Annotated in this window: 20 protein-coding genes; 9 read left to right on the plus strand and 11 right to left on the minus strand. The window is 65.9% G+C overall.

Features of this window, described 5'->3' with window-relative positions:
* Positions 1 to 310: 310 nt before the first annotated feature.
* From HU735_RS17650 to HU735_RS17665, 4 genes are all read left to right on the plus strand, one after another.
* Entirely contained in the window at positions 311 to 784 is a 474-nt protein-coding gene (locus tag HU735_RS17650; protein WP_186714554.1) for a MarR family transcriptional regulator, read from the plus strand.
* Positions 785 to 814: 30 nt separating this feature from the next.
* The gene (locus HU735_RS17655; protein ID WP_186714555.1) at positions 815 to 2,008 is read left to right on the plus strand and encodes an HlyD family efflux transporter periplasmic adaptor subunit; all 1,194 of its coding nucleotides are present in this window, start codon (positions 815 to 817) and stop codon (positions 2,006 to 2,008) included.
* Positions 2,005 to 3,540, plus strand: coding sequence for a DHA2 family efflux MFS transporter permease subunit (locus HU735_RS17660; RefSeq protein ID WP_186714556.1), 1,536 nt, complete (start codon positions 2,005 to 2,007; stop codon positions 3,538 to 3,540). Before HU735_RS17655 ends, HU735_RS17660 begins: the two co-directional genes overlap by 4 nt.
* Positions 3,541 to 3,634: 94 nt before the next feature.
* Entirely contained in the window at positions 3,635 to 4,381 is a 747-nt protein-coding gene (locus HU735_RS17665) for an SDR family oxidoreductase (protein WP_186714557.1), read from the plus strand.
* Positions 4,382 to 4,387: 6 nt separating this feature from the next.
* Here HU735_RS17665 and HU735_RS17670 read toward each other — a convergent pair whose 3' ends face one another.
* The 3 genes from HU735_RS17670 to ccoG are packed head-to-tail and all read right to left on the minus strand — an operon-like array spanning position 4,388 to position 9,340.
* Positions 4,388 to 6,430, minus strand: coding sequence for a PAS domain-containing protein (locus tag HU735_RS17670; protein WP_186714558.1), 2,043 nt, complete (start codon positions 6,428 to 6,430; stop codon positions 4,388 to 4,390).
* A gap of 54 nt (positions 6,431 to 6,484) precedes the next feature.
* Complete coding sequence (mapR, locus tag HU735_RS17675) at positions 6,485 to 7,894, minus strand: GntR family transcriptional regulator MpaR (RefSeq protein WP_186714559.1); 1,410 nt, start codon at positions 7,892 to 7,894, stop codon at positions 6,485 to 6,487.
* A gap of 39 nt (positions 7,895 to 7,933) precedes the next feature.
* Complete coding sequence (ccoG, locus tag HU735_RS17680; protein WP_186714560.1) at positions 7,934 to 9,340, minus strand: cytochrome c oxidase accessory protein CcoG; 1,407 nt, start codon at positions 9,338 to 9,340, stop codon at positions 7,934 to 7,936.
* 269 nt (positions 9,341 to 9,609) lie between these two features.
* Between ccoG and HU735_RS17685 the strand changes: the two genes are divergently transcribed.
* Complete coding sequence (locus HU735_RS17685) at positions 9,610 to 10,146, plus strand: MgtC/SapB family protein (RefSeq protein WP_238349842.1); 537 nt, start codon at positions 9,610 to 9,612, stop codon at positions 10,144 to 10,146.
* A 539-nt stretch (positions 10,147 to 10,685) separates the two neighbouring features.
* Here HU735_RS17685 and HU735_RS17690 read toward each other — a convergent pair.
* The 3 genes from HU735_RS17690 to HU735_RS17700 form a co-directional block, all read right to left on the minus strand.
* Positions 10,686 to 11,585, minus strand: a complete 900-nt coding sequence (locus tag HU735_RS17690) for a hydroxymethylglutaryl-CoA lyase (RefSeq protein WP_186714561.1) — start codon at positions 11,583 to 11,585, stop codon at positions 10,686 to 10,688.
* Positions 11,586 to 11,605: 20 nt separating this feature from the next.
* Positions 11,606 to 12,007, minus strand: coding sequence for a MerR family DNA-binding transcriptional regulator (locus HU735_RS17695; protein ID WP_028692177.1), 402 nt, complete (start codon positions 12,005 to 12,007; stop codon positions 11,606 to 11,608).
* 153 nt (positions 12,008 to 12,160) lie between these two features.
* On the minus strand, positions 12,161 to 13,033 hold the full coding sequence (locus HU735_RS17700; RefSeq protein ID WP_186714562.1) for a helix-turn-helix domain-containing protein: 873 nt from the start codon (positions 13,031 to 13,033) through the stop codon (positions 12,161 to 12,163).
* A gap of 166 nt (positions 13,034 to 13,199) precedes the next feature.
* Between HU735_RS17700 and pobA the strand changes: the two genes are divergently transcribed.
* From pobA to feaR, 4 genes are all read left to right on the plus strand, one after another.
* Positions 13,200 to 14,387, plus strand: coding sequence for a 4-hydroxybenzoate 3-monooxygenase (gene pobA / locus HU735_RS17705; RefSeq protein ID WP_186714563.1), 1,188 nt, complete (start codon positions 13,200 to 13,202; stop codon positions 14,385 to 14,387).
* A gap of 247 nt (positions 14,388 to 14,634) precedes the next feature.
* On the plus strand, positions 14,635 to 16,134 hold the full coding sequence (locus HU735_RS17710) for an APC family permease (protein WP_186714564.1): 1,500 nt from the start codon (positions 14,635 to 14,637) through the stop codon (positions 16,132 to 16,134).
* Positions 16,115 to 16,678 (plus strand): DUF3156 family protein, encoded by a 564-nt coding sequence (locus HU735_RS17715; protein WP_186714565.1) that lies wholly within the window; start codon positions 16,115 to 16,117, stop codon positions 16,676 to 16,678. The genes HU735_RS17710 and HU735_RS17715 overlap by 20 nt, the downstream gene beginning before the upstream one ends.
* A 157-nt stretch (positions 16,679 to 16,835) precedes the next feature.
* Complete coding sequence (gene feaR / locus HU735_RS17720; protein WP_186714566.1) at positions 16,836 to 17,801, plus strand: transcriptional regulator FeaR; 966 nt, start codon at positions 16,836 to 16,838, stop codon at positions 17,799 to 17,801.
* A 92-nt stretch (positions 17,802 to 17,893) separates the two neighbouring features.
* Here the strand turns inward: feaR and HU735_RS17725 are convergent, their stop codons facing one another.
* The 5 genes from HU735_RS17725 to HU735_RS17745 all read right to left on the minus strand — a co-directional run bounded on the left by HU735_RS17725 (position 17,894) and on the right by HU735_RS17745 (position 22,706).
* Positions 17,894 to 19,003 (minus strand): class II histone deacetylase, encoded by a 1,110-nt coding sequence (locus HU735_RS17725; RefSeq protein WP_186714567.1) that lies wholly within the window; start codon positions 19,001 to 19,003, stop codon positions 17,894 to 17,896.
* Entirely contained in the window at positions 19,000 to 20,169 is a 1,170-nt protein-coding gene (locus HU735_RS17730) for an MFS transporter (protein ID WP_186714568.1), read from the minus strand. The genes HU735_RS17725 and HU735_RS17730 overlap by 4 nt, the downstream gene beginning before the upstream one ends.
* Positions 20,170 to 20,178: 9 nt before the next feature.
* Entirely contained in the window at positions 20,179 to 21,048 is an 870-nt protein-coding gene (locus HU735_RS17735) for a transporter (RefSeq protein ID WP_186714569.1), read from the minus strand.
* 107 nt (positions 21,049 to 21,155) lie between these two features.
* Positions 21,156 to 22,127 carry a helix-turn-helix transcriptional regulator gene (locus HU735_RS17740; RefSeq protein WP_186714570.1) on the minus strand — a complete coding sequence of 324 codons (972 nt, stop codon included), beginning with the start codon at positions 22,125 to 22,127 and terminating at the stop codon, positions 21,156 to 21,158.
* A gap of 213 nt (positions 22,128 to 22,340) precedes the next feature.
* Positions 22,341 to 22,706: a cupin domain-containing protein gene (locus HU735_RS17745; protein ID WP_050705511.1), complete on the minus strand. Its 366-nt coding sequence runs from the start codon at positions 22,704 to 22,706 to the stop codon at positions 22,341 to 22,343.
* Between the last annotated feature and the right edge of the window lie 14 nt (positions 22,707 to 22,720).

A 22,720-nucleotide genomic window follows, 5' to 3' on the forward strand; every position in this document is an offset into this window, starting at 1 on the left:
CAGGATGGGGCGTTCAGCGCGGTCCTCCCGGGAGCAAGAACGGAGCGAGGGAACCCCGGAGCGCAGCGCAGGGGCCGTATGAATGGAGCCAGCGGTTTTTGCCTACTTTTGCCCAAGAGCAAAAGTAGGTCGCCGTAAAGGCGAAAAGGTGACTAGATGTCGACATATTTAAAGAATATGAGTACAAAATTCAAAACAATCACATCCGATCCCAATCCCAAACAAAAAAATTTCTTTAGCCCCCTAATCAAAGCTTTGACATTCACTGCCTAAGCAGTAATATTTTCACACAATTCAACGAGCAGCCCCAATGCCCCACTACACCCCGGAAACCTTCCAGACCTGCGCCATAGGCATGCTGCTCGGCCGCGCCGCTCTCCTCAAGGACCGCATCCTCGACTGGCACCTGGAAGCCGACGGCGTTACCGCCGCCCAGTTCAAGGTGCTGATCATCGTCACCCAGTACCAGGTCGACACCCCGGCCGAACTGTGCCGCTACCTGGGCCTGGACAGCGGCTCGATGACCCGCATGCTCGACCGCCTCGAGCAGAAGGGCCTGATCCTGCGCAATCGCTGCCCCGACGACCGCCGCCAGGTGCGCCTGGCCCTGACCGCCGATGGCCAGCGCCTGGCCGACCGCCTGCCGCAGGTCGGCGCGGCGGCGATGAACGAACTGGTCGGCGTATTGCAGCCCGAGGAACTCAAGACCCTCGAGCAACTGCTCGCCAAGGTCCTGATCAACGCCGGCGACCCCCTGACGATCCGCCGCTTTGGCGATCGTTGAACCCTGTCACGCATCTTCCAAGGTATTGTCATGGCCACTCCCGCTGACACCTCCACCCCGGCCCCCGCGCCTGACAACACACGCAAGCGCAAGGTCTGGCTGCTCGCCCTGTTGCTGATACTGATCCTCGCCGGTGCAGGCACCTGGGCCTGGTACAGCTTGGTCGGGCGCTGGCACGAAAGCACCGACGATGCCTACGTCAACGGCAACGTCGTGGAGATCACCCCGCTGGTGACCGGCACCGTCACCAGCATTGGCGCCGATGACGGCGACCTGGTCCATGCTGGCCAGGTGCTGCTGCAATTCGACCCGGCCGACAGCGAAGTCGCCCTGCAGTCGGCCGAGGCCAAGCTGGCGCGCACCGTGCGCCAGGTGCGCGGGCTGTACAGCAATGTCGACTCGCTCAAGGCGCAACTGCAGACCCGCCAGGCTGAGCTGCAGAAGGCCCAGCAGGACTACAACCGACGCAAGGTGCTGGCCGACAGCGGCGCCATCGCCGCCGAGGAAGTCGCCCACTCCCGCGATGACCTGACCGTGGCCCAGGCTGCCGTCAACAGCGCCCGTCAACAGCTCAACACCAGCACCGCGCTGGTCGACGACACCGTGGTGTCCTCGCATCCGGAAGTGATGGCCGCCGCAGCAGACCTGCGCCAGGCCTACCTCGACCATGCCCGCACCACGCTGGTGGCGCCGGTGACCGGCTATGTCGCCAAACGCACCGTGCAACTGGGCCAGCGCCTGCAGCCGGGCACGACAACCATGGCGGTGATCCCGCTGGACGAGGTGTGGATCGACGCCAACTTCAAGGAAACCCAGCTGCGTGACATGCGCATCGGCCAGCCGGTCGAGATCACCGCCGACCTGTACGGCAGCGAAGTCAGGTACACCGGCACCGTCGACAGCCTCGGCGCGGGCACCGGCAGTGCCTTCGCCCTGTTGCCGGCGCAGAACGCCACCGGCAACTGGATCAAGATTGTCCAGCGCGTACCGGTACGCATCCACCTTGACCCCGAGCAACTGAAGAAGCACCCGCTGCGCATCGGCCTGTCCACGGTCACCGAGGTCGACCTGCACGACCAGAACGGCCCGGCCCTGGCCCAGCAGCCACCGCAGCAGGCCAGCTACACCACCCAGGTGTATGACCGTCAACTGGTCGAGGCCGACGACCTGATCGCCCGGCTGATCCACGAGAACAGCGCCACCGGCAAGACGGCCCAGCGATGAGCCAGCAGGCCCCCGCGCAGTTCACCCCGCCAAGCCTGCTGCTGACCACCATCGGCCTGTCGCTGGCGACCTTCATGCAGGTGCTCGACACCACCATCGCCAACGTGGCGTTGCCGACCATTTCCGGCAATCTCGGCGTGAGTTCGGAGCAGGGCACCTGGGTGATCACCTCGTTCGCGGTGAGCAACGCCATCGCCTTGCCGTTGACCGGCTGGCTCAGCCGGCGCTTCGGCGAGGTGAAGCTGTTCATCTGGGCCACGCTGCTGTTCGTGCTGGCCTCGTTCCTGTGTGGCGTTGCCCAGTCGATGCCTGAGCTGGTGTTGTTCCGCGTGATCCAGGGCGTGGTGGCCGGCCCGCTGTACCCGATGACCCAGACCCTGCTGATCGCCGTGTACCCGCCGGCGAAACGGGGGATGGCCCTGGCGCTGCTGGCGATGGTCACGGTGGTGGCGCCGATTGCCGGGCCGATCCTCGGCGGCTGGATCACCGACAGCTACAGCTGGCCATGGATCTTCTTCATCAACGTGCCGATCGGCCTGTTCGCCGCCGCCGTGGTGCGCCAGCAGATGCGCACGCGGCCAGTGGTCACCAGCCGCCAGCCGATGGACTACATCGGCCTGCTGACCCTGATCGTCGGGGTCGGCGCGTTGCAGGTGGTGCTGGACAAGGGCAATGACCTGGACTGGTTCGAGTCATCGTTCATCGTCATCGGCACCTTGATCTCGGTGGTGTTCCTGGCGGTGTTCGTCATCTGGGAGCTCACCGATCGCCATCCGGTGGTCAACCTGCGATTGTTCGTGCACCGCAATTTCCGCATCGGCACCCTGGTGCTGGTGGGTGGCTACGCGGGGTTCTTCGGCATCAACCTGATCCTGCCGCAATGGCTACAGACCCAGATGGGCTATACCGCTACCTGGGCGGGCCTTGCGGTGGCGACGATCGGCCTGCTGCCGGTGCTCATGTCGCCCTTCATCGGCCAGTACGCCCATCGCTTCGACCTGCGCTTGCTGGCCGGCATCGCCTTCCTGGCGATCGGTACCAGTTGCTACATGCGTGCCGGCTTCACCAACGAGGTGGACTTCCTGCACATCGCCCTGGTGCAGTTGTTCATGGGCATCGGCGTGGCGCTGTTCTTCATGCCGACCCTGGGCATCCTGCTGTCGGACCTGCCGCCGCACCAGATCGCCGACGGTTCGGGCTTGGCCACCTTCCTGCGCACCCTGGGCGGCAGTTTCGCCGCGTCGCTGACCACCTGGATCTGGATTCGTCGTGCCGACCAGCACCACGCCTACCTGAGCGAGCACATCAGCAACTTCGATCCGGCCACCCGGCAGACCCTGGAGCAGTTGGGCGGGGCCAGCCCGCAGGGTTACGCGAAGCTGGAGCAGATCCTCAACAGCCAGGCGTACATGATGTCGACGGTGGACTATTTCACCTTGCTCACCTGGGTGTTCGCCGGGCTGATCCTGCTGGTGTGGCTGGCCAAGCCGCCCTTTACCGCCAAGGCCGGGCCGGCTTCGGCGGGGCATTGAAGCAATGATCCTGTCCATGCAGTACCTGCCCCGTTTTCAAATGATGGCATTTCCCCTAATCTTGTAGGCCTTTACCTGGCTACTTGGCAGACTCATGGACAAGGTCATCGTCATCACCGGCGCCAGCCGGGGCATCGGCGCCGCCACGGCATTGCTGGCGGCGCAACAGGGTTACCGCATCTGCATCAACTACCACGCTGACGACCAGGCCGCCGAGGCGATGCTGGCGCAGGTTCGTGCACTGGGTGCCGAGGCCATCGCCGTGCGCGCCGACGCCAGCGTCGAGGACGAGGTGATGCGGCTGTTCCGCTGCGTCGACCAGGAACTCGGGCCAGTCACCGCGCTGGTCAACAACGCCGGCACCATCGGTCAGCAGAGTCGCGTCGAGGACATGTCCGAGTTCCGCCTGCTCAAGGTGATGAAGACCAATGTGGTCGGCCCGATCCTGTGCGCCAAGCACGCCTTGCTGCGCATGGCCCGCCGCCATGGCGGCCAGGGCGGGGCGATCGTCAACGTGTCGTCGATGGCCGCGCGGCTGGGTTCGCCCAACGAATACGTCGACTATGCCGCCTCCAAGGGTGCTCTGGACACCTTCACGGTGGGTCTGGCCAGGGAGGTGGCCGGCGAGGGCGTGCGGGTCAATGGCGTGCGGCCAGGCTACATCCATACCGGCTTCCATGCCCTGAGCGGCGATCCGGACCGCGTCAGCAAGCTCGAGCCGGGCTTGCCGATGGGGCGCGGTGGCCAGCCCGAGGAAGTGGCCGAGGCGATCCTGTGGTTGCTGTCGGACAAGGCGTCCTATGCGACTGGCACCTTTATCGACCTGAGCGGCGGGCGCTGACGCTCATCACCTGGCGCTGAGCAACTGCGCCACCAGGTCGGCGATCGCGTTGAGCTCGAAGGGCTTGCGCAGGACGGTGGTGCGTGGTGGCAGTTGCCCATCGCTCAGGGCCGCGCTTTCGTCGTAACCGGTGATGAACAGTACCGGCAGGCCGGGATGCAGGGCGCGGCTTGCTTGCGCGACCTGGCGGCCATTGAGGCCGCCGGGCAAACCGATATCGCTGATCAGCAGGTCTGGTACGAATCCGCCTTCGAGCATTGCCAGCGCGGCGGGGCCGTTCTCGGCACTTCGCACCTCATGCCCGAGCTCGTCAAGTACCTCGCCGATCACCAGGCGCAGTGCGGCCTGATCCTCCACCAGCAGGACCCGGGCACGCTCAGGGTGTGTCAATCGCGCGAGCGCGGGCTCGGCCCGCACTGGTGCCGGCGCTTCAAGGTGCCGGGGCAGGTAGAGTTCGATTCGCGTACCTTCGCCCAATGTCGAGCGGATTTGCAGCTGCCCGCCGGATTGGCGCACGAAACCGAAGGCCATCGACAATCCCAGTCCAGTGCCCTGGCCCTGTGGCTTGGTGGTGAAGAACGGGTCGATTGCCCGTTCGATCACTTCTTGCGTCATGCCACGGCCATCGTCCTCGACACTCAGATGCAGGTAATCACCTGCCGTGAGGTCGAGTGCGGCGGCACTGGTGTCGTCAAGCGACTGGTTTTCGCAGCGGATCTCGATTCGTCCCCCGCTGGGCAAGGCGTCGCGGGCATTGATGCACAGGTTGAGCAGGGCGCTTTCCAGTTGCGGCGGATCGATGAAGGTTGGCCAGAGTTCCTGGGCGCAGGTGACGCCGACCGCGATGGCGGGGCCGACGCTGCGGCGGATCAGTTCCTCCATGTCGAGGATCAGTGCGCCCACTGCGGTGGCCTGTGGCAGCAGGGTCTGGCGTCGGGAGAACGCCAACAGCCGATGCACCAGTGCCGCTGCGCGGCGCGCCGAATCGCTGGCCGTGTCGAGCAAGGCCGGGACATCCTCTGGGCGAGCCTGCTGCAGGCGTTGGCGCACCAACTCCTGGGCGCCCAGGATGCTGCCCAGCAGGTTGTTGAAGTCATGGGCGATGCCGCCGGTGAGCTGGCCCACGGCCTCCATCTTCTGCGCCTGGCGCAAAGCCTCCTCTGCTTCGAGCAGGCGCTGCTGCTCACTGACCTGCCGACTGATGTCGTAGACGAACAGGTAGGCGCCGACAATCCTGTCGTTGGCGTCGCGTAGCGGGTTGAAGCGCAGTTCGAAATGGCGCAGGCGATTGCCACGGCCGTACTCGATGCTTTCGATGAAGCTCTCACCGGCCAGTGCCCGCTGCCAGAACATCACCGAGCGCTCGCACTCTTCGGGGAAGCCGGCCAGGCAGTCGACCAGGCTGTCACCGGCCTTGACGGTTCGCCCGAACAGAAACTCGAAGTCCTTGACCGCCCGGGCATTCACCGCAAGAAAGCGTAACGAGGTATCCACCACCTGCACGCGTGCGACGCTGCGTTCGACCAGTTCGGCGAACAGGCTACGTTCGGCCAGGGCGGCGGTGACCCGTTGCTCGAGGTGGTCGTTGAGTTGTTGCAGCGCGGTCTCGGCCCGGCGTCGTTCGGTGACGTCCTGGAACAGCACGGCGACCTGATTGCGCTCTGCGGGCTCGATGCGGAAAGTGGTGACCGACAGCACCCGGCCGGTGGCAACCAGCTCTTGTTCGAACTGCAGTGGTTGGCCGGTACGCAATACCTGGCCGTAGCGGGCCACCCAGTCGTCGGCCTCGTCGGGTACCATTTCCCGCAGTTTCTGCCCGACTACGTTGGGTATGCCTGCGTGGCGAGCGTAGGCAGCGTTGGCAACGACATGGATGTAGTCACTGAGCGGTCCGTGGGGGCCATCGAAGAACTCGATGACGCAGAAACCCTCGTCCATGGTGTCGAACAGAAAGCGATAGACGCTGTCGTCGATTTCACGGTGTTGAGCGAGGCGGGACTCGAGTTCGGCATTGCGTTGACGCAATGCCTGGATTTCGCGTTCGGGCATGCAGGTGTCCGGCGTTGGGCGTGGCCCAACTGTAGCCTGCCTGCCCGTCGGCGGCTAGAACGACCGCACGATCCGCCCCAGGGTCTCCATGGCCTGCTCGGCGGCATCGCCCCAGGGGCTGCCGTAGTTCAGGCGGATACAGTTGCCGAAGCGCCGGGTCGGCGAGAAGATCGGTCCCGGCGCGATACTGATGCCCTGGGCCAACGCCATGTGGAACAGCTTCAGGGCGTCCATCTGCTCGGGCAGCTCCAGCCACAGGAAGTAGCCCCCGGAGGGTTGGCTGACCCGGGTCTGCGCCGGGAAGTGGCGGGCGATGGCGGCCAGCATGTTGGCCTGCTGGCCCTCGAGGGCGTAGCGCAGCTTGCGCAGGTGGCGATCATAGCCGCCGTGTTGCAGGTAGTCGGCGATCGCCGCCTGGGCCGGCATCGAGGCGCACAGCGAGGTCATCAGCTTGAGTCGCTCGATCTTCTGCGCGAAGCGCCCGGCCGCCACCCAGCCGATCCGGTAGCCGGGGGCCAGGCTTTTGGCGAACGAGCCGCAGTGCATCACCAGGCCTTCGGTGTCGAAGGCCTTGGCCGGTTTCGGTGCCTGCTGCGAATAGTACAGCTCGGCGTAGACGTCGTCCTCGATCAGCGGCACCTGGTGGCGGCGCAGCAGCTCGACCAGTTCCTGCTTCTTGGCCTCCGGCATGCTGGCGCCCACCGGGTTCTGGAAGTTGGTCATGCACCACACGGCCTTGACCGGGTGTTTCTCCAGAGTCTGGGCCAGCACGCCGAGGTCCATGCCCTCGCGCGGGTGCACCGGGATCTCCACCGCCTTGAGTTTGAGGCGCTCGAGCACCTGCAGGCAGGCGTAGAAAGCCGGTGCCTCGATGGCCACCAGGTCGCCGGGCTGGGTCACGGCTTGCAGGCACAGGTTCAGTGCTTCCAGGGCCCCGTTGGTGATCAGCAGTTCCTCCATCGGCAGCATCAGCCCGGCGACCATGTAGCGCAGGGCGATCTGCCGACGCAGTTGCGGGTTGCCCGGCGACAGGTCGGTGACCACCATGCGCGGGTCCATGGCCCGGCTGGCACTGGCCAGCGAGCGTGACAGGCGCTGCAGGGGGAACAGGGTCGGGCTGGGGAAGGCCGAGCCGAACGGCACGGTGTGCGGATCCTTGATCGAATCGAGGATCGAGAACACCAGGCCGCTGACATCGACATCGGTGGATTCGCTGGCCGGCGCCTGGGGCTGCGGCTCGCTGAACGGGCGCGGCGCATGGGCGTTGACGAAGTAGCCCGAGCGCGGTCGGGCGCGGATCAGGCCGCGCCGCTCCAGCAGGTAGTAGGCCTGGAACACCGTGGACGGGCTGACCCCGTGGGTCTGGCTGGCGTAGCGTACCGAAGGCACCCGCTGGCCGGGGCCGAGCACCCCGGAGCGGATCAGTTCGGCAATGTCGTCGGCAAATCGTTCGTAGCGTTTCATTATCGTCTGGGCAGGCAAGGTGGTGGTCAGTGTAGGGGATCAGCGATTCATCGGCGCGACGAAACGGCTGTGCGCGGTGCTGCGGATGCCCGGCTGGTCGCTGTCCTGGATCTCGAACGTCAGCTCCTGGGAACTGCTGCTTGGGCGGTCGGCGAGCATCGCCACCGACACCGGCAGCTCACCCATCTCGCCGGCGGCGATGGTGAACTCGGTGCGCCCGTGCAGCTCGAAGCCGTCGGCATCCACCAGGCGCAGGCGATAGTGCTGCGCTTCCTGGGTCTTGTTGATGATCTTGAGCAGGTAGATGTTCTCGATCTGGCCCAGGGCGTTCTCGCGGAACAGGCCACGGTCCTTGATCACATCCATCGACACCATCGGGCGCATCTGCAGGGCGACCACCAGGGCGCCGATCATCACCGTCAGCGCGGCGGCGTAGCCCAGCAGGCGAGGGCGCAGCCAGTGGGTCTTGCCGCCTTGCAGGTTGTGCTCGGACTTGTAGCCGATCAGGCCGCGGGCATAGCCCATCTTGTCCATCACCCCGTCGCAGGCGTCGATGCAGGCGGCGCAGCCGATGCAGGCCATCTGCAGACCCTCGCGGATATCGATGCCGGTGGGGCAGACCTGCACGCACAGGGTGCAGTCGATGCAGTCGCCCAGGCCCTGGCTGCGCGGGTCGCTGCCTTTCTTGCGCGGGCCACGGGCTTCGCCGCGGCTGGGGTCGTAGGCCACCGCCAGGGTGTCCTTGTCGAACATCACGCTCTGGAACCGCGCATAGGGGCACATGTGCATGCACACCGCCTCGCGCAGCCAGCCGGCGTTGAGGTAGGTGGCGCCGGTGAAGAACAGGATCCAGAACAGCGCAACGCCGCCCAGTTCGAAGCTGAACAGTTCGGCGGCCAGTGGACGGATCGGGGTGAAGTAGCCGACGAAGGTCAGGCCGGTGAGCAGGCCGATGGCCAGCCACAGGCCATGCTTGAGACCGCGCCGGGCGATCTTCTCGACGCCCCAGGGCGCGGCGGCCAGCTTGATGCGCTGGTTGCGGTCGCCTTCGGTGATCTTCTCGCACCACATGAACAGCCAGGTCCAGGTGCTCTGCGGGCAGCTGTAGCCGCACCAGACGCGCCCGGCGAACACGGTGATGGCGAACAGGCCGAACGCGCAGATGATCAGCAGCGCCGACAGCAGGATGAAGTCCTGCGGCCAGAAGGTCGCGCCAAAGATGTGGAACTTGCTTTCGGCCAGGTCCCAGAGCACGGCCTGGCGGTCGCCCCACTGCAACCAGGCGGTGCCGAAGAACAGTACGAACAGCAACCCGGCGAAGGCAATCCGCAGGTTGCGGTAGAAGCCGGTGAAGCTGCGGGTGTGGATGCCATCGGCCACCTGGCTTTTGCTCTTGTTGGCGGCGGGGGCAATCTCGATGACTCGGAAGGGGATTCTATCGCTCATGGTTCATCGCTCATCAGGCCTCGATCAGGCCAGGGCACTATGGCCCTCGATCTGTTTTCAGCACAGGCCCAGGTATTGAGATAAAAACCATATCAGATGCTTTGTTGATTTGCTCAGGCCTCGAATTTCGCAGCCTTGAGGGCTTGGTTGCAGATGCCTGCGGCTATCCACCGCACCTCTATTATCGTGTGCGCAGTTCCGTTTGGCGCAGCGCAACGCACGTGGTGCGTGTGCCGCGGTCCTCTGTAGAAGACACCGGGAGGTAACCGATGGACGCATTCTGGCATGCCATGCTCGAGGCCTTGCAGACCGAATTCGCCGATGTCACCGACGAGCGCGAGGTCGCGCGTATCTTGATCCGCCTGCTGATGGCGGCCCTGCTGGGGGCGGTGCTGGGCTTCGAGCGCGAAAGCAAGGGCAAGGCCGCCGGGGTGCGCACGCACATGCTGGTGTCGATGGGGGCGGCGTTGTTCGTGCTGGCACCGAGCATGGCCGGCGCCGACGAGCAGGCGTTGAGCCGGGTGATCCAGGGTATCGTCGCCGGCATCGGCTTTCTCGGGGCGGGCACGATTCTCAAGGGCAACGGCCAGGACGCCAGCCACGTCAAGGGCCTGACCACGGCCGCCGGGCTGTGGATGACCGCCGCCATCGGCACCGCCGCAGGCATGGGGCGCGAGGCCACGGCGTTGGTCAGCACAGTGCTGGCGTTGCTGGTACTGGCCAGCATGCCGCTGCTGGTGGACAAGGTCGAGGGCGAGGTGCGGGAGAAGAAGGGCGGGGAGGATGAGGAGGGCAGGAAGCACTGAGGGGAGCCGAAGCTCCCCTCATAAGCGTTGTTGCCTGCTCTTTTCTTATTATTGGAGACGGGCCTGTTGTTGTTTTTGTCGGCGGTTGTCTCTGCATTGCGGGGCCCCCAACCGGGGCCAAGAGCAAACGTATTTTTTTGAGCGCTGACCTGCGTTCATCCAACGTGATCCAACCTTGACTGCCGCTACCTTGGAGGTAGTTTTATTGTTCTGTGTCAGGCTGCGGGGCCGGAACCCCTGGAAAGCACGTCGACTCCAAAAAAATCTGCTTGCTACGCCTCTGCCGTGTTGTTCTTGTTATGTCAGAGCCGTTTACTGTTGTTTTTATTGGGTATCGCGTTTTTTGTTCTTGTTATGCCAAAAGATATAGCAGGTGGCGTGCCAACTTTTTAAAATCCTTTAAAATCAATGGTTTGATGATTTTTGAGGGAAGGCTGGCACGTGAAATTCTGTCGATTTGTTTCCCTGTTACCCGATTTTTTTCTGCAAAGCGTGTAGGCGGTAACACTCCGCCCACACCTGTGTGACACGCGTATGACTCAGCGCACGCCACGTGCCCGTGCTACCCGCGAACCGGTGGCGCGCCCCAGCACTTCGCTGATGCGCAGGCCGGCGGCGATCAGCTTGTCCAGGTCGATCCCGGTCTCGATGCCCAGCCCCTGCATCAGGTACACCACGTCCTCGCTGGCGACGTTACCGGTGGCACCCTTGGCGTACGGGCAACCGCCCAGGCCCGCCACCGAGCTGTCGAACACGCTGATGCCCTCGAGCAGGCCGGCATAGACGTTGGCCAGGGCCTGGCCATAGGTGTCGTGGAAGTGCCCGGCCAGTTGCTCGCGGGGTACCTGGGCCGCGACCACCTCGAACAGGCGGCGGGTGTCACCGGCGGTGCCGGTACCGATGGTGTCGCCCAACGACACCTCGTAGCAGCCCATGTCGTGCAGGGCACGTGCCACCGGAGCGACCTGCTCGGCGCTGATACGCCCCTCGTAGGGGCAGCCGAGCACGCAGGACACATAGCCGCGCACCCGCACACCCTGGCTGCGGGCGGCGTCCATGATCGGCTCGAAGCGCTTGAGGCTGTCACTGATCGAGCAGTTGATGTTGCGTTGCGAGAAAGCTTGCGAGGCTGCCGCGAACACCGCCACTTCCTTCACCCCGGCGGCCAGGGCATCCTCGAAACCGCGCAGGTTGGGTGCCAGGGCCGCATAGGTGACCCCTTCGCGCTGGCGGATACCGGCGAACACCTCGGCGGAACCGGCCATCTGCGGCACCCACTTGGGCGAGACGAAACTGCCCACTTCGATATAGCCGAGCCCGGCGTCGGTGAGGTCATCCACCAGCCGGACCTTGTCGGCGACGCTGATGGGCTGGGCTTCGTTCTGCAGGCCGTCGCGCGGGCCGACTTCGACCAGGCGGACATTCTTGGGCAATGACATGGCGGGCTTCCTGTGGCGGATCAACGGTGGGGGTGCGACGGGTTCAGGGTGGCGGCCAGGGCCTGCTCGCAGCGCTCCTGGGCGGTGTCCAGCTCCAGGTGCATCTGCTGGATGTCGAGCATCTGCTGTTCGAGCTGGGCGCGGCGTTCGGCGATCTTGGCCAGCATGCTGGTGAGCTGCTTCTGGTTGCCGCTGGTGGGGTCGTAGAGTTCGATCAGCTCGCGGCATTCGGCCAGCGAGAAGCCGATGCGCTTGCCGCGTAGGATCAGCTTGAGGGTGACCTTGTCGCGTGCCGAGTAGATGCGCTCCAGGCCACGGCGCTCGGGGCTGAGCAGGCCCTGTTCCTCGTAGAAGCGGATGGCGCGGGTGGTGATGTCCAGCTCACGGGAGAGGTCGGAGATGCTGTAGGTCTGGCTGCTCATGCTTGGGCTCGGGGGAGGGAATGCGAGTAACCTAATGCCAGGTTGACGTATACGTCAAGCAAGCCGTGGTGTTTGCCTGGGCCTCATCGCGGGGCAAGCCCGCTCCCACGTACCATCCCCGTGGGAGCGGGCTTGCCCCGCGATGAGGCCCGTTCAGGCATTGACCGACCTGCGGTATTCCTTGGGCGTCTGGCCATCGAGCCGCTTGAAGAACCGCGCAAAGTAGGTCGGGTCGCTGAACCCCAGGCTGTCGGACAACTGGCCGATGCTCATGCGGGTATACGCCAGGTTGCGCCGCGCCTCGAGCAGCAGGCGCTGGTGGATCACCTGCAACGCCGATTGTCCGGCCAGCGCACGGCACAGCTGGTTCAACTGCAGGCTGGTGATGCCCAGCCGGCTGGCGAACACGTCCACGGCCAAGTGCTCGCGGTAATGCGCCTCGACCAGGCGCAGGTAACGTCCCAGCAGCTGCTGGTCCCGTTCGTCCTGGTTGCGCGCAGGCAAGGCCTGCTGTTGGCGGTGGATCCAGATCATCAGCGCGGTGACCAGCGCCTGCAGCATGGGGCCTCGCGCCTGCGCGCTGCCCTGGTACTCCTGCTGCAGTGTGTCGATCAGCCCGTGCAGGCGCGCACGGTCCTGGCCCAGCGGGTAACAGCGGGGGGCCGCCAGTACGCTCAAGGGCGCGCCGAGGCGCTGTTCCAGGTCGACCACCAGGGCCGTGCCGAAGGTCAGCACATGCCCCTGGATGTCGGCGCTGAAGCGAAAGCCATGCACGGTGAGCGGCGGCACCACCTGGATCGCCGCCTCGCGAATCACCCGGCGCTCGCCCTCGATCTCCACCTGGGCCTCGCCCCGTTGCACATAAAGAAGCTGGAACAGTTCGGCATGCCGGTGCGGCTTGATCTCCCAATGGTGCAGGCGGCTGCGCGCCGGGATCGACTCGCAGTGCAGCAGGTCGGTGTCCGGCCAGGCGTGATGTTCGCCGTACAGCTGGAACAGCGGGATGCCGGGGAGGGGGTTGTGCATGAGGGGATGTCCGTTAATCGAACGAATTTTGTAAAAGTGCAGATTTTTCCACGGATATCACACGTTACACGCCAGATTCGCCAGTAAAAATACAGGTGCAAACCCTAACAGCAGATGTGCGGCCATTGCCAGTACCGGCCGGCATCGTCATCGCGAGACAACAACAATGAAGACTCAGGTTGCAATCATCGGCGCCGGCCCCTCCGGCCTGCTGCTGGGCCAGCTGCTGCACCGTGCGGGCATCGACACGCTGATCGTCGAACGCCAGACCCCGGACTATGTGTTGGCGCGCATCCGCGCCGGCGTGCTCGAGCAAGGCACGGTCGACCTGCTGCGCGAAGCCGGGGTGGCCGAGCGCATGGACCGTGAAGGGCTGGTGCATGAAGGCGTCGAGCTGCTGGTCAATGGCCGTCGCCAGCGCTTGGACCTGAAGGCACTGACCGGCGGCAAGACGGTGATGGTGTACGGCCAGACCGAGGTCACCCGCGACCTGATGCAGGCGCGCCAGGCCAGCGGGGCGCCGATCATCTATTCGGCGGACAATGTCCGCCCCCATGCCATCGACGGTGAGCGGCCCTACCTCACCTTCGACAAGGACGGTCGCCAGCACCGCGTCGACTGCGACTACATCGCCGGCTGCGACGGCTTCCACGGTGTAGCGCGCCAGAGCATTCCGGCCGATGTGCTGAAGGTCTACGAGCGGGTCTATCCGTTCGGTTGGCTGGGACTGCTGGCCGACACACCGCCGGTCAACCACGAGCTGATCTACGCCCATCATGAACGTGGCTTCGTGCTGTGCAGCCAGCGTTCGCAGAGCCGCAGCCGTTATTACCTGCAGGTGCCCTTGCAGGAGCGGGTGGAGGACTGGTCCGACGCGCGCTTCTGGGAAGAGCTCAAGGCACGCCTGCCGGTAGAGGTGGCCGCGCAGCTGGTCACGGGACCGGCGCTGGAGAAGAGCATCGCGCCGCTGCGCAGCCATGTGCTCGAGCCCATGCAGCATGGCCGCCTGTTCCTGGTCGGCGACGCCGCTCATATTGTCCCGCCCACCGGCGCCAAGGGCCTGAACCTGGCGGCGTCGGACGTCAACTATCTGTACCGGATCCTGGTCAAGGTGTACCGCGAGGGGCGCACCGACCTGCTGGCCGAGTATTCGCCGATGGCCTTGCGACGGGTATGGAAGGGCGAGCGATTCAGTTGGTTCATGACCCGGCTGCTGCATGATTTCGGCGAGCACCAGGATGATTGGGACCGCAAGATGCAGGAGGCGGATCGTGAGTATTACCTGGGCTCGCCGGTCGGCCTTGCCAATATTGCCGAGAACTATGTGGGGCTGCCATTCGAGGCGGTGGAATAGGGCCGGCGAGGACCGCGTCGAGGTTCAGTCCTCGGCACACCGGCCACAGGGCATGCAGCAGGGCTGGCAGGGAGCGGCAAGATCGGCGGCAGGCTGTGGCAAGACCCGCCTGGGAGGAGGCCGCAAAGTGAAGGGGTAATGCCGGCAATGGGTGTCAAGCTCATCGCGGGGCAGGCCCGGCGTTCGCCTGCACTTGCGGCGCGCCGGGCAAGCGATCATCTTTCCCTCGTCCACCCAGGGCCTTCCCATGACAATAAACAATAAGCTCACCGAGCACCTCAACCGTGGCAGCGTCGGCTTTCCCACCGCGCTGGCCAGCACCGTCGGCCTGATCATGGCCAGCCCGGTGATCCTCACCGCGACCATGGGTTTCGGCATCGGCGGCAGCGCCTTCGCCGTGGCCATGGTGATCGCCGCGGTGATGATGCTGGCGCAGTCGACCACCTTCGCCGAGGCGGCGGCGATCCTGCCGACCACCGGCTCCGTCTACGACTACATCAACTGCGGCCTGGGCCGTTTCTTCGCCATCACCGGCACCCTCTCGGCCTACCTGATCGTGCATGTGTTCGCCGGCACCGCCGAGACCATCCTCTCCGGGGTCATGGCCCTGGTGAACTTCGAGCACCTCAACACCCTGGCCGAGTCGGCTGGCGGATCCTGGCTGCTGGGGGTGGGTTTCGTGCTGGTGTTCGGCGTGCTCAATGCTTTCGGCGTGAGCGCCTTTGGCCGCGCCGAAGTGGTGCTGACCTTCGGCATGTGGACCACGTTGATGGTGTTCGGCGTGCTTGGCCTGATCGCAGCGCCCGCCGTGGAGCTGGACGGGCCTTTTGGCGTGTCGCTGGTCGGCACCGACCTGATGACCATCCTGTCACTGGTGGGCATGGCCATGTTCATGTTCGTCGGTTGCGAATTCGTCACCCCGCTGGCCCCGGAGCTGCGCCGCTCGGCCTGGGTCATGCCCAAGGCCATGGCCCTGGGCTTGTTCGGCGTGGCCAGCTGCATGTTCATCTACGGCGCGGCGATGAAGCGCCAGGTGGAGAACGTCGTGCTCGACGCCGCCAGCGGCGTGCACCTGCTGGACACGCCGATGGCCATCCCGCGCTTCGCCGAGCAGGTGATGGGCGATATCGGCCCGGTGTGGCTGGGCATCGGCTTCCTGTTCGCCGGCGCCGCCACCATCAACACGCTGATGGCCGGGGTGCCGCGGATTCTCTACGGCATGGCGGTGGATGGGGCGCTGCCCAAGGTGTTCACCTACCTGCACCCACGCTTCAAGACGCCGTTGCTGTGCATCCTGGTGGTGGCGCTGATCCCGTGCCTGCACGCCTGGTACCTGGGCGGCAACACCGACAACATCCTGCACCTGGTGCTGGCGGCGGTGTGTGCCTGGAGCACCGCGTACCTGCTGGTGACCCTGTCGGTGGTGATCCTGCGCATCCGCCGCCCGGACCTGCCGCGCGCCTACCGTTCGCCGTTGTTCCCGCTGCCGCAGATCATTTCCAGCATCGGCATCCTGCTGGGCATGTGGTTCATCACCCCGCCGGGCATGAATCCGGCCGATGTCTATGTGCCGTTCGCCGTGATGCTCGGCGCCACCGCGGCCTACGCGCTGTTCTGGACGCTGTGCGTGCAGAAGGTCAACCCGTTCCGGCCGGCGCGGGTCGAGGATGTGCTGGAGAAAGAGTTCGCCGCCGAGCCCGGTCATTCTCACAACGAGCAGGTGCAGCATGTCGGCAAGCTGGCTTGAACGCCTGACCGGCCCGCGTACCCCGGCCGGTTATCGGCCGGGGGCGACCTTGGCGCGGCTGCGGCACAATCTCGGATTGACGGATTTGCAATCCGTCGCATCCTTTACCTACCGCGAGGATGGTCCGCGTATCGAGGTGCGTGAGCGTACCGAAAGCCACCTGCTGATGCACCTGGTGATGTGCGAGTTCATCCTGTGCGTGCCTGCCCACGGCCAGGGCAGACTGCGGGCGGAACTGCACCACACCGGCGCGCTGCGCCGCAGCGGCGTTGCCTGCCGACGGCGGGGCGGTGACCAAGCCATGTTCGAGCGCCTCGACGCGCGCCTCGCAGCGGTTCACGCCATCCTGATGCCCCTGGATTTCAAGCGCCTGACCATCGATTGCCAGGACGGCCAATGGCAGGTCACCCTGGAGCATATGGGCGCCAGCGAGGTGGTCAACCGGATGCCCGCCTTGCGCCGCTACATTCCCCTCGACGCTGAACAGCGCAAGCACCTCTGGCAGGCATTCGATGCGTTGGAGCACCTGCTCCGCGATCTTTGACCCTGGCCCCTTTCGCGGCACCAGGCCGCTCCTGTAGATGATCGAATCCTTCTGGAGCGGCCTTGCGCAGCTCCCCGCGAACGATGACAGTTGTATGCTCATTGATAACATGTTAACAATTGATGCATAACAACAACGCTCGCGTGTGGAGGTTGCCATGCCCCAGCCCGTCACTCACTGCAACGCCAGACCCGCCCTGGACGGCCTTGAGCACTGGACCACGGCCATGCAGAAGGTCTGCGGCCGGTTCCAGACCGAACTGGCCTTCAATCGCTCGCTGTTCATCGGCGAGATCTCGACCTACAACCGCGCCGGGCTGGCCCTGGCCAACCTGCGCACCAACGCCGGCACGATCCGCCGCCTGGGCGACAACCCCGACCGCGACGACGACCAGCATTGCTTTTTGGTCAGCCAACGCATGGGCTACTCGCAGATCACCCAGGACGGCGTGAGCATCCAGCTGTCGCCGGGCGAGCTGCTGCTGATGGATTCGGTGGGCCCGTGCGAGATCACCCCGTTCGGCCTGATCGAGCATGTCTCGCTGTCGCTGTCCCGCGAACAGGTGCGCAAGCACGTGACCGGGCAGGGCGCGACCTTCGGCAAGATTTCCTCGACCAACGCCTGCGGGCGCATGCTGCACCTGCTGATGGACCAGCTGTGCCGCGAGGGCGACGAGGCCGGGGAAACCCAGGGCGAGGCGTTGCAGGCGGCGTTCATCGCCTTGCTGGAACCGGGTTTCGAGCGCGGCGACGACAATCCCGGGTCGCTCGCCGGGCTCAGCGGCGCCAGCCTGCGCGGCTATGTGCAGAAGGTCATCGACGAATCCCTGGGCCAACCTGGCCTGACCCCAGCCAACCTGGCCGAGCGCCTGAGCATCTCGGTACGCCACCTGTACCGCCTGTTCGAGGAGGAGGGCGACAGCGTCTGTCGCTACATCCAGCGCTCACGGCTCAAGCGCAGCGCGGATGACCTGTCCAACCCGTTCCTCAAGCGCGAGTCGATCACCTCGATCGCCTACAAGTGGGGGTTCACCGACTCGGCGCATTTCAGCCGGGCATTCAAGAAGCACTTCGAGCAGTCGCCGAAGGATTTCCGGGCGATGGCTCTGATGCCTGGGCGGTAAGGACATCGCGGGGCTGGCCCACTCCGACAAGGTACTCATCGAACCTGCGGGAGCGGCGCTGCGCCGATGCGGCTTGCCCCGCGATGATGCAGTCAGACCAGGCGCGCTCGCAGCCCTTCTACGTACTGCGCCACAAAACACCCATGCTCCGCCCCCGGCTGCTGCAACTCGATGAATGCCAGCATCGGGTCCTCCACCGCAGTCCTCACCCCCACCAACTCCTCCATCACCGCCAACCCGCAGAACGGCACATACGCCTCGGCATACCCACCCTCGTGCACCATCACCAATCGCCCTGAGCACAGCTGCTCGGCGGCCTCGCGCAGCATCCGCGTCATGACCCGGAACGACTCGCTGTGCAGCAGCATCCGCGCCAGCGGATCGACCGCGTTGGCGTCGTAGCCGCAGGCCACCACGATCAGTTCCGGCTGGAAGCGCTGCAATGCTGGCAACACGATCTGCTCCATCGCCTGCAGGTACCCCGCATGCCCGGTACCGGCCGGTAACGGAATGTTCAGGTTGCAGCCCTCGCCATCACCCACGCCACGCTCATCGGCGCCGCTGTAGCCCGGCGGGTAGCAGTGTTCCTGGTGCAGGGACACGGTCAGCACGTCACCGCGCTGGGCATAAATCGACTGGGTGCCGTTGCCGTGGTGCACGTCCCAGTCGATCACCGCCACCCGTCCCAGGCCGTGGCGTGCCTTGGCCGCCTCGATGGCGATGGGGATGTTGGCCAGGAAGCAGAAGCCCATGGCCAGGTCGGCCAGGCAGTGGTGCCCCGGCGGGCGCGACAGCGCGTAGGCATTGTCGGCCTCGCCGCGCAGCACCGCGTCGACGGCGGCGGTGGCCAGGCCGGCGGAGAGCCTGGCGATCTCGAAGGTACCCGGGCCGATCGGCGCCTGCAGCCCCAGTTCGCCGCCGCCGGCATCGCTCAGCGCCTTGAAGCGCGCCAGGTAATGCGCCGGGTGCACGCGTAGCAGGTCGGTGTCGCTGGCGGCTTCGGCGCCACGCTGCAGCAACTGGCGCGACAGGCCCGAGACCTCCAGCAGGTTCTTCAGGCGTCGCTTGGTTTCCGGCGACTCGGCGAAGCCCGCGGCAGCAGGGGGCTGCACCCAACCGCCGACCGGCAAGGTGAGGGCATGTAGCCCGGCGCTGTGCCAGAAGCACAGTTCATCGGAGAAAAACGCGGTACGGCGGCTCATGGGTGGACTCCAGTGGTGAGCGGGGAACGGGAAAGGCGGGCGAGCATCAGGCTGACGAACGCCAGCAGCAGGCAGCCGATGCTGCCGAGCAGCACGGCGGGCATGCCGTGGCGCGATTCGAGCAGGGGGCCGGCGATGGCCGGGCCCAGGGCCAGGCCGCCACCGATGACCAGGTTGGCGCTGTTCATCAGGCGCCCGGCGCGGTCGTGGTCGGCCAGGCAGGCGAGGATGAACGGCAGGGCGAAGGTCCAGCAGTACTTGAACAGCAGCGCGGCCAGGGCGAAGCGGCGCAGGTCGGGGTTGTCCAGCAGCAGGGCGACGGCCAGCGCCATCAGGCCGATGCCCAGCACCAGTGGCAGGTTGCGCGGCCAGCGTGGGCCGATCAGCGTGGCGCACAGCGAGCCGGCGATTCCCATCAGGGTGGCGATGGACAGGATCCGGCCACTGCTGCCCGGGTCGATCGCCGCGCTGGCGGCGATACTGCCGATGAAGGTCCACACCGCGCTGAGCCCTGTGTAGAACAGCAGTACCGCCAGCAGGCCGTAGAGGCCCGGGAGCCAGCGGCGTTCGAGCGGGTCGTGCGCAGGTTTCATCGGGCCGGGCGTGGCCGAGGCCGGGAAGGCGCCTGCCAGCGGCAGGCACAGCAGCATCAGCAGCGCCAGGCCCAGGTACAGTGCCTTGAGCCCGAATGACCCGAACAGCGGCGGCAGCAGCCACAAGCCCACGGCGCCGAGGATCAACTGGCCGCTGACCCACAGCCCATAAACCCGGTCGGGCTGCCGGCTGCTGGCCGCGCTGGCGATGCACACCACCATCAGCGTGCCGCCGGCCAGGGCGCTGAGCACGCGCAGGGCCATCAGCGCCAGGTAGCTGTCGCAGCCGACCGAGGCCAGGTTGGCCAGGATGAACAGCAGCGCCGCGCCTCGCGCCACCCGACGCCAGTCCCAGCGGGGCTGCCAGTAGTAGGCGGGCAGGGTGGCCAGGCTCATGGCTGCCAGCTCCGCGGAAAACAGCTGGCCGACACGCGCCGGCCCGAGGCCCAGCTGGGCGGCATACTGGCCGGCGACCGCCGGCGCGGTCATCAGCACGCAGGGCACCACGGCGGCGAACAGCACGATGGCCAGCAGCCGCAGCGGCGGCAGGCCGATAGCAGTGAACACAGGCATGACGATTCCTCAGAAGACGTGGACGAAGCGCAGCAGCAGGTTGTCCTGGGCGTAGGTGTTGTCGGTGGCGACATTGCGGGTCAGGCCGAGCAGCACCTGGTTGCGCCGGTCGAGCCAATGGCCGAGCTCGAAGCCGACCTGGGTGTAGCGCTGGTGGCTGTCGTCCAGGCGCCGGCCATCGAGCTCCAGTTCGCCGCCGTCGGCGTGGATCAGGCGCAGGGCGCCGTAGGTGGTGGGGGTGAAGTCGTAGGAGGCGAAGGCCTGCAGGCGGTACAGCGGCTTCTGCTTGAGCTCGCTGTCGAAGTAGTCGTCGTTGCGGCCGTACAGTTGGGCTTCGAGGTTGGCCTCGAGCAGCCAGCGTTCGCCCACGCCCTGGGTGTAGTTGTAGTTCAGGTGCAGCGCCCAGCGGTTGGCGCCGGGTGATACGCCGGGGTTGCTGGCGTGGTACTCGCCGACCGGCACGCTGAGCAATGCCAGCAGCCCGCTGTAGGTACGGTTTTGCGGATCGTTGATGAAGAACAGCGTGCCACCGACCTGCGGATCGCCGATGCCGCGCTCGCGGGTGTGGCCGTCGCTACCCGGCAGACGCGCCTCGGTGTCGACGTAGGGCACGATGAACTGCGGCGTGCACAGCGTGGCGCAGATATCGCTGAACCACAGCTGGCGATAGGCGAAGGCGTTGACCGACAGGTCGGCCTTGCCGTTGCCGTCGGCGGCGCCATGGTAGTCGTTGGCGCGGGTCAGCGGCAGGTACGCGACCCCCAGGCTGGTGCCCACCGGGGCGCTGACGAAATCGCGGGCATTGAGGTCGGCGGCCTGGGCATGGGCGCCGGCCAGGGTGAGGGCCAAGGGTAGCCAGCGGCTGCGAGGGTCGGGCATGGGCGTGTTCCTTTGTTGTTGTGGTTGGCGAACAGCGGGCAAAGGCGCCCCAACCCCGCCGGCAAGGCCGGCGGGCAGGAGGGCGTCAGGAAGGTGTCAGGAAGGAGTCAGAGCGGTGGGTGATGCAGCAGCTGGGTGATCCCGGCCTTGCTGTTCACGCCCAGCTTGCTGTAGATGCTGCGGATGTGGTGGCGCACGGTATTGGGCGCCACCCCCAGTTCGCGGGCGATCTGCTTGTAGGTGCCGCCGCCGCCGAAGCGTTCGGCCACATCTGCCTCGCGGGCGCTGAGCTGGGCCAGGGCCGAACGGGGCCGGGCGGCCAACAGGAACAGGTCGCCCACGGCGGTGGCGTCCAGTTGCAGGTGCTGGCCACGGTAGCTGGCGGGGCTGACCTCGGACGGCAGGTGCGGGCCGCTCCAGCGTGGCCACTCCAGCAGCAGGCGCTCGACGAAGCCGCGTTCGGCGTGGTGCAGGGTGCCCTGGCGGTCGCAGACGGCCAGCGACAGGGTGTTGGCGCCGTCCAGCGCCTCGCGCAGCGCCACCAGGGCACGGATCTGGTTGGCGCCCTCGGCGGCCACCAGGTGCGGCATCAGGTGATCGAGCAGCAAACGCTCGTGGGCGGTGAAGCTGGCCGCGCCGTGGACCCGGTAGAGGGTCAGGTGCACGCTGAGGCGGGTCTGCGGGTCGATATGGATGATGCACAGGAATTCGCCGAAACCGTGGCGGGCGCCGAGCCAGCGCAGGCCCTCGGGGGCGCCGTCGGCCTGGCTGTCGACGATCACCGAGCGGCCCGGCTGGGCGTGCACCTGCTGCACGGTGATGTCCTGGTGGCGAATCGACTGCCAGTCCTGCACGTAGCCAGGCGGCAACCTGTAGACATGGCTGCTGTGTTCGTGGGGCAAGCCGTCGACCAGCGCGGCGCGGCCCCACCAGGCCTTGTCGAACGGGATCAACTCGCCGGCGCGTTCGAGCATGCGGTCATGGAAGCTTTGCAGCGGCTGTTCCTGGGCCAGGCGCTGCAGTTCCAGGACCAGGGCGTTGAACAGCGTGAAGCCTGGGGACGCAAGGAAATCGGACATGGGCGGTACCTGGCTGCGACGTTCTTGTTGTTGTCAGGGCCTGGGGGGAGTATCGCCAAGTGGGGAGGGGGAAGACCATCCTGCAGATGCAGGATGCAGCGCCTGAAGCGTCATCGGCGTGGGAACGAGTTTGCCCCGCGATAGCATCAGTCTGCCTGACGAGGATGTACCGGCAGCCGCTATCGCGGGGCAAGCCCGCTCCCACAGGGGGTATCAGGCAATCGCCAGGTAGTGCTTCACAAAGGTCTCGCTCAGCACCTCCCACAGCACCGGCGTGCCCTTGGTCACGAACCAGGCATCGCCTGCCTTGTAGCGCGTCACCTGACCGGTGGATTCATCGGTCAGCTGGATCTCGCCGGTCACGATCACCGCCTGCTCGCTGAACGGATAGACCATGCGGAACTTGCCTTGGGTGGTGCCGAAGTAGGCGCTGCTGACCGGGTCGGTGGGGGCGCCATGGGTCATCTTGCCGTAGCACTTGACCTCGCCTTCGAGGATGGTCGAGCCCAGGTCGGCAACGGTGCCCCAGGCGTCGAGTTCGGACAGTTGCACACCCTGGCGGACGGCGGTGAGGGTCATGGTGGTTCTCCTGG

The sequence above is a fragment of the Pseudomonas sp. BW16M2 genome, from assembly GCF_014268865.1.
In the GTDB taxonomy this organism is placed as follows: domain Bacteria; phylum Pseudomonadota; class Gammaproteobacteria; order Pseudomonadales; family Pseudomonadaceae; genus Aquipseudomonas; species Aquipseudomonas peradeniyensis.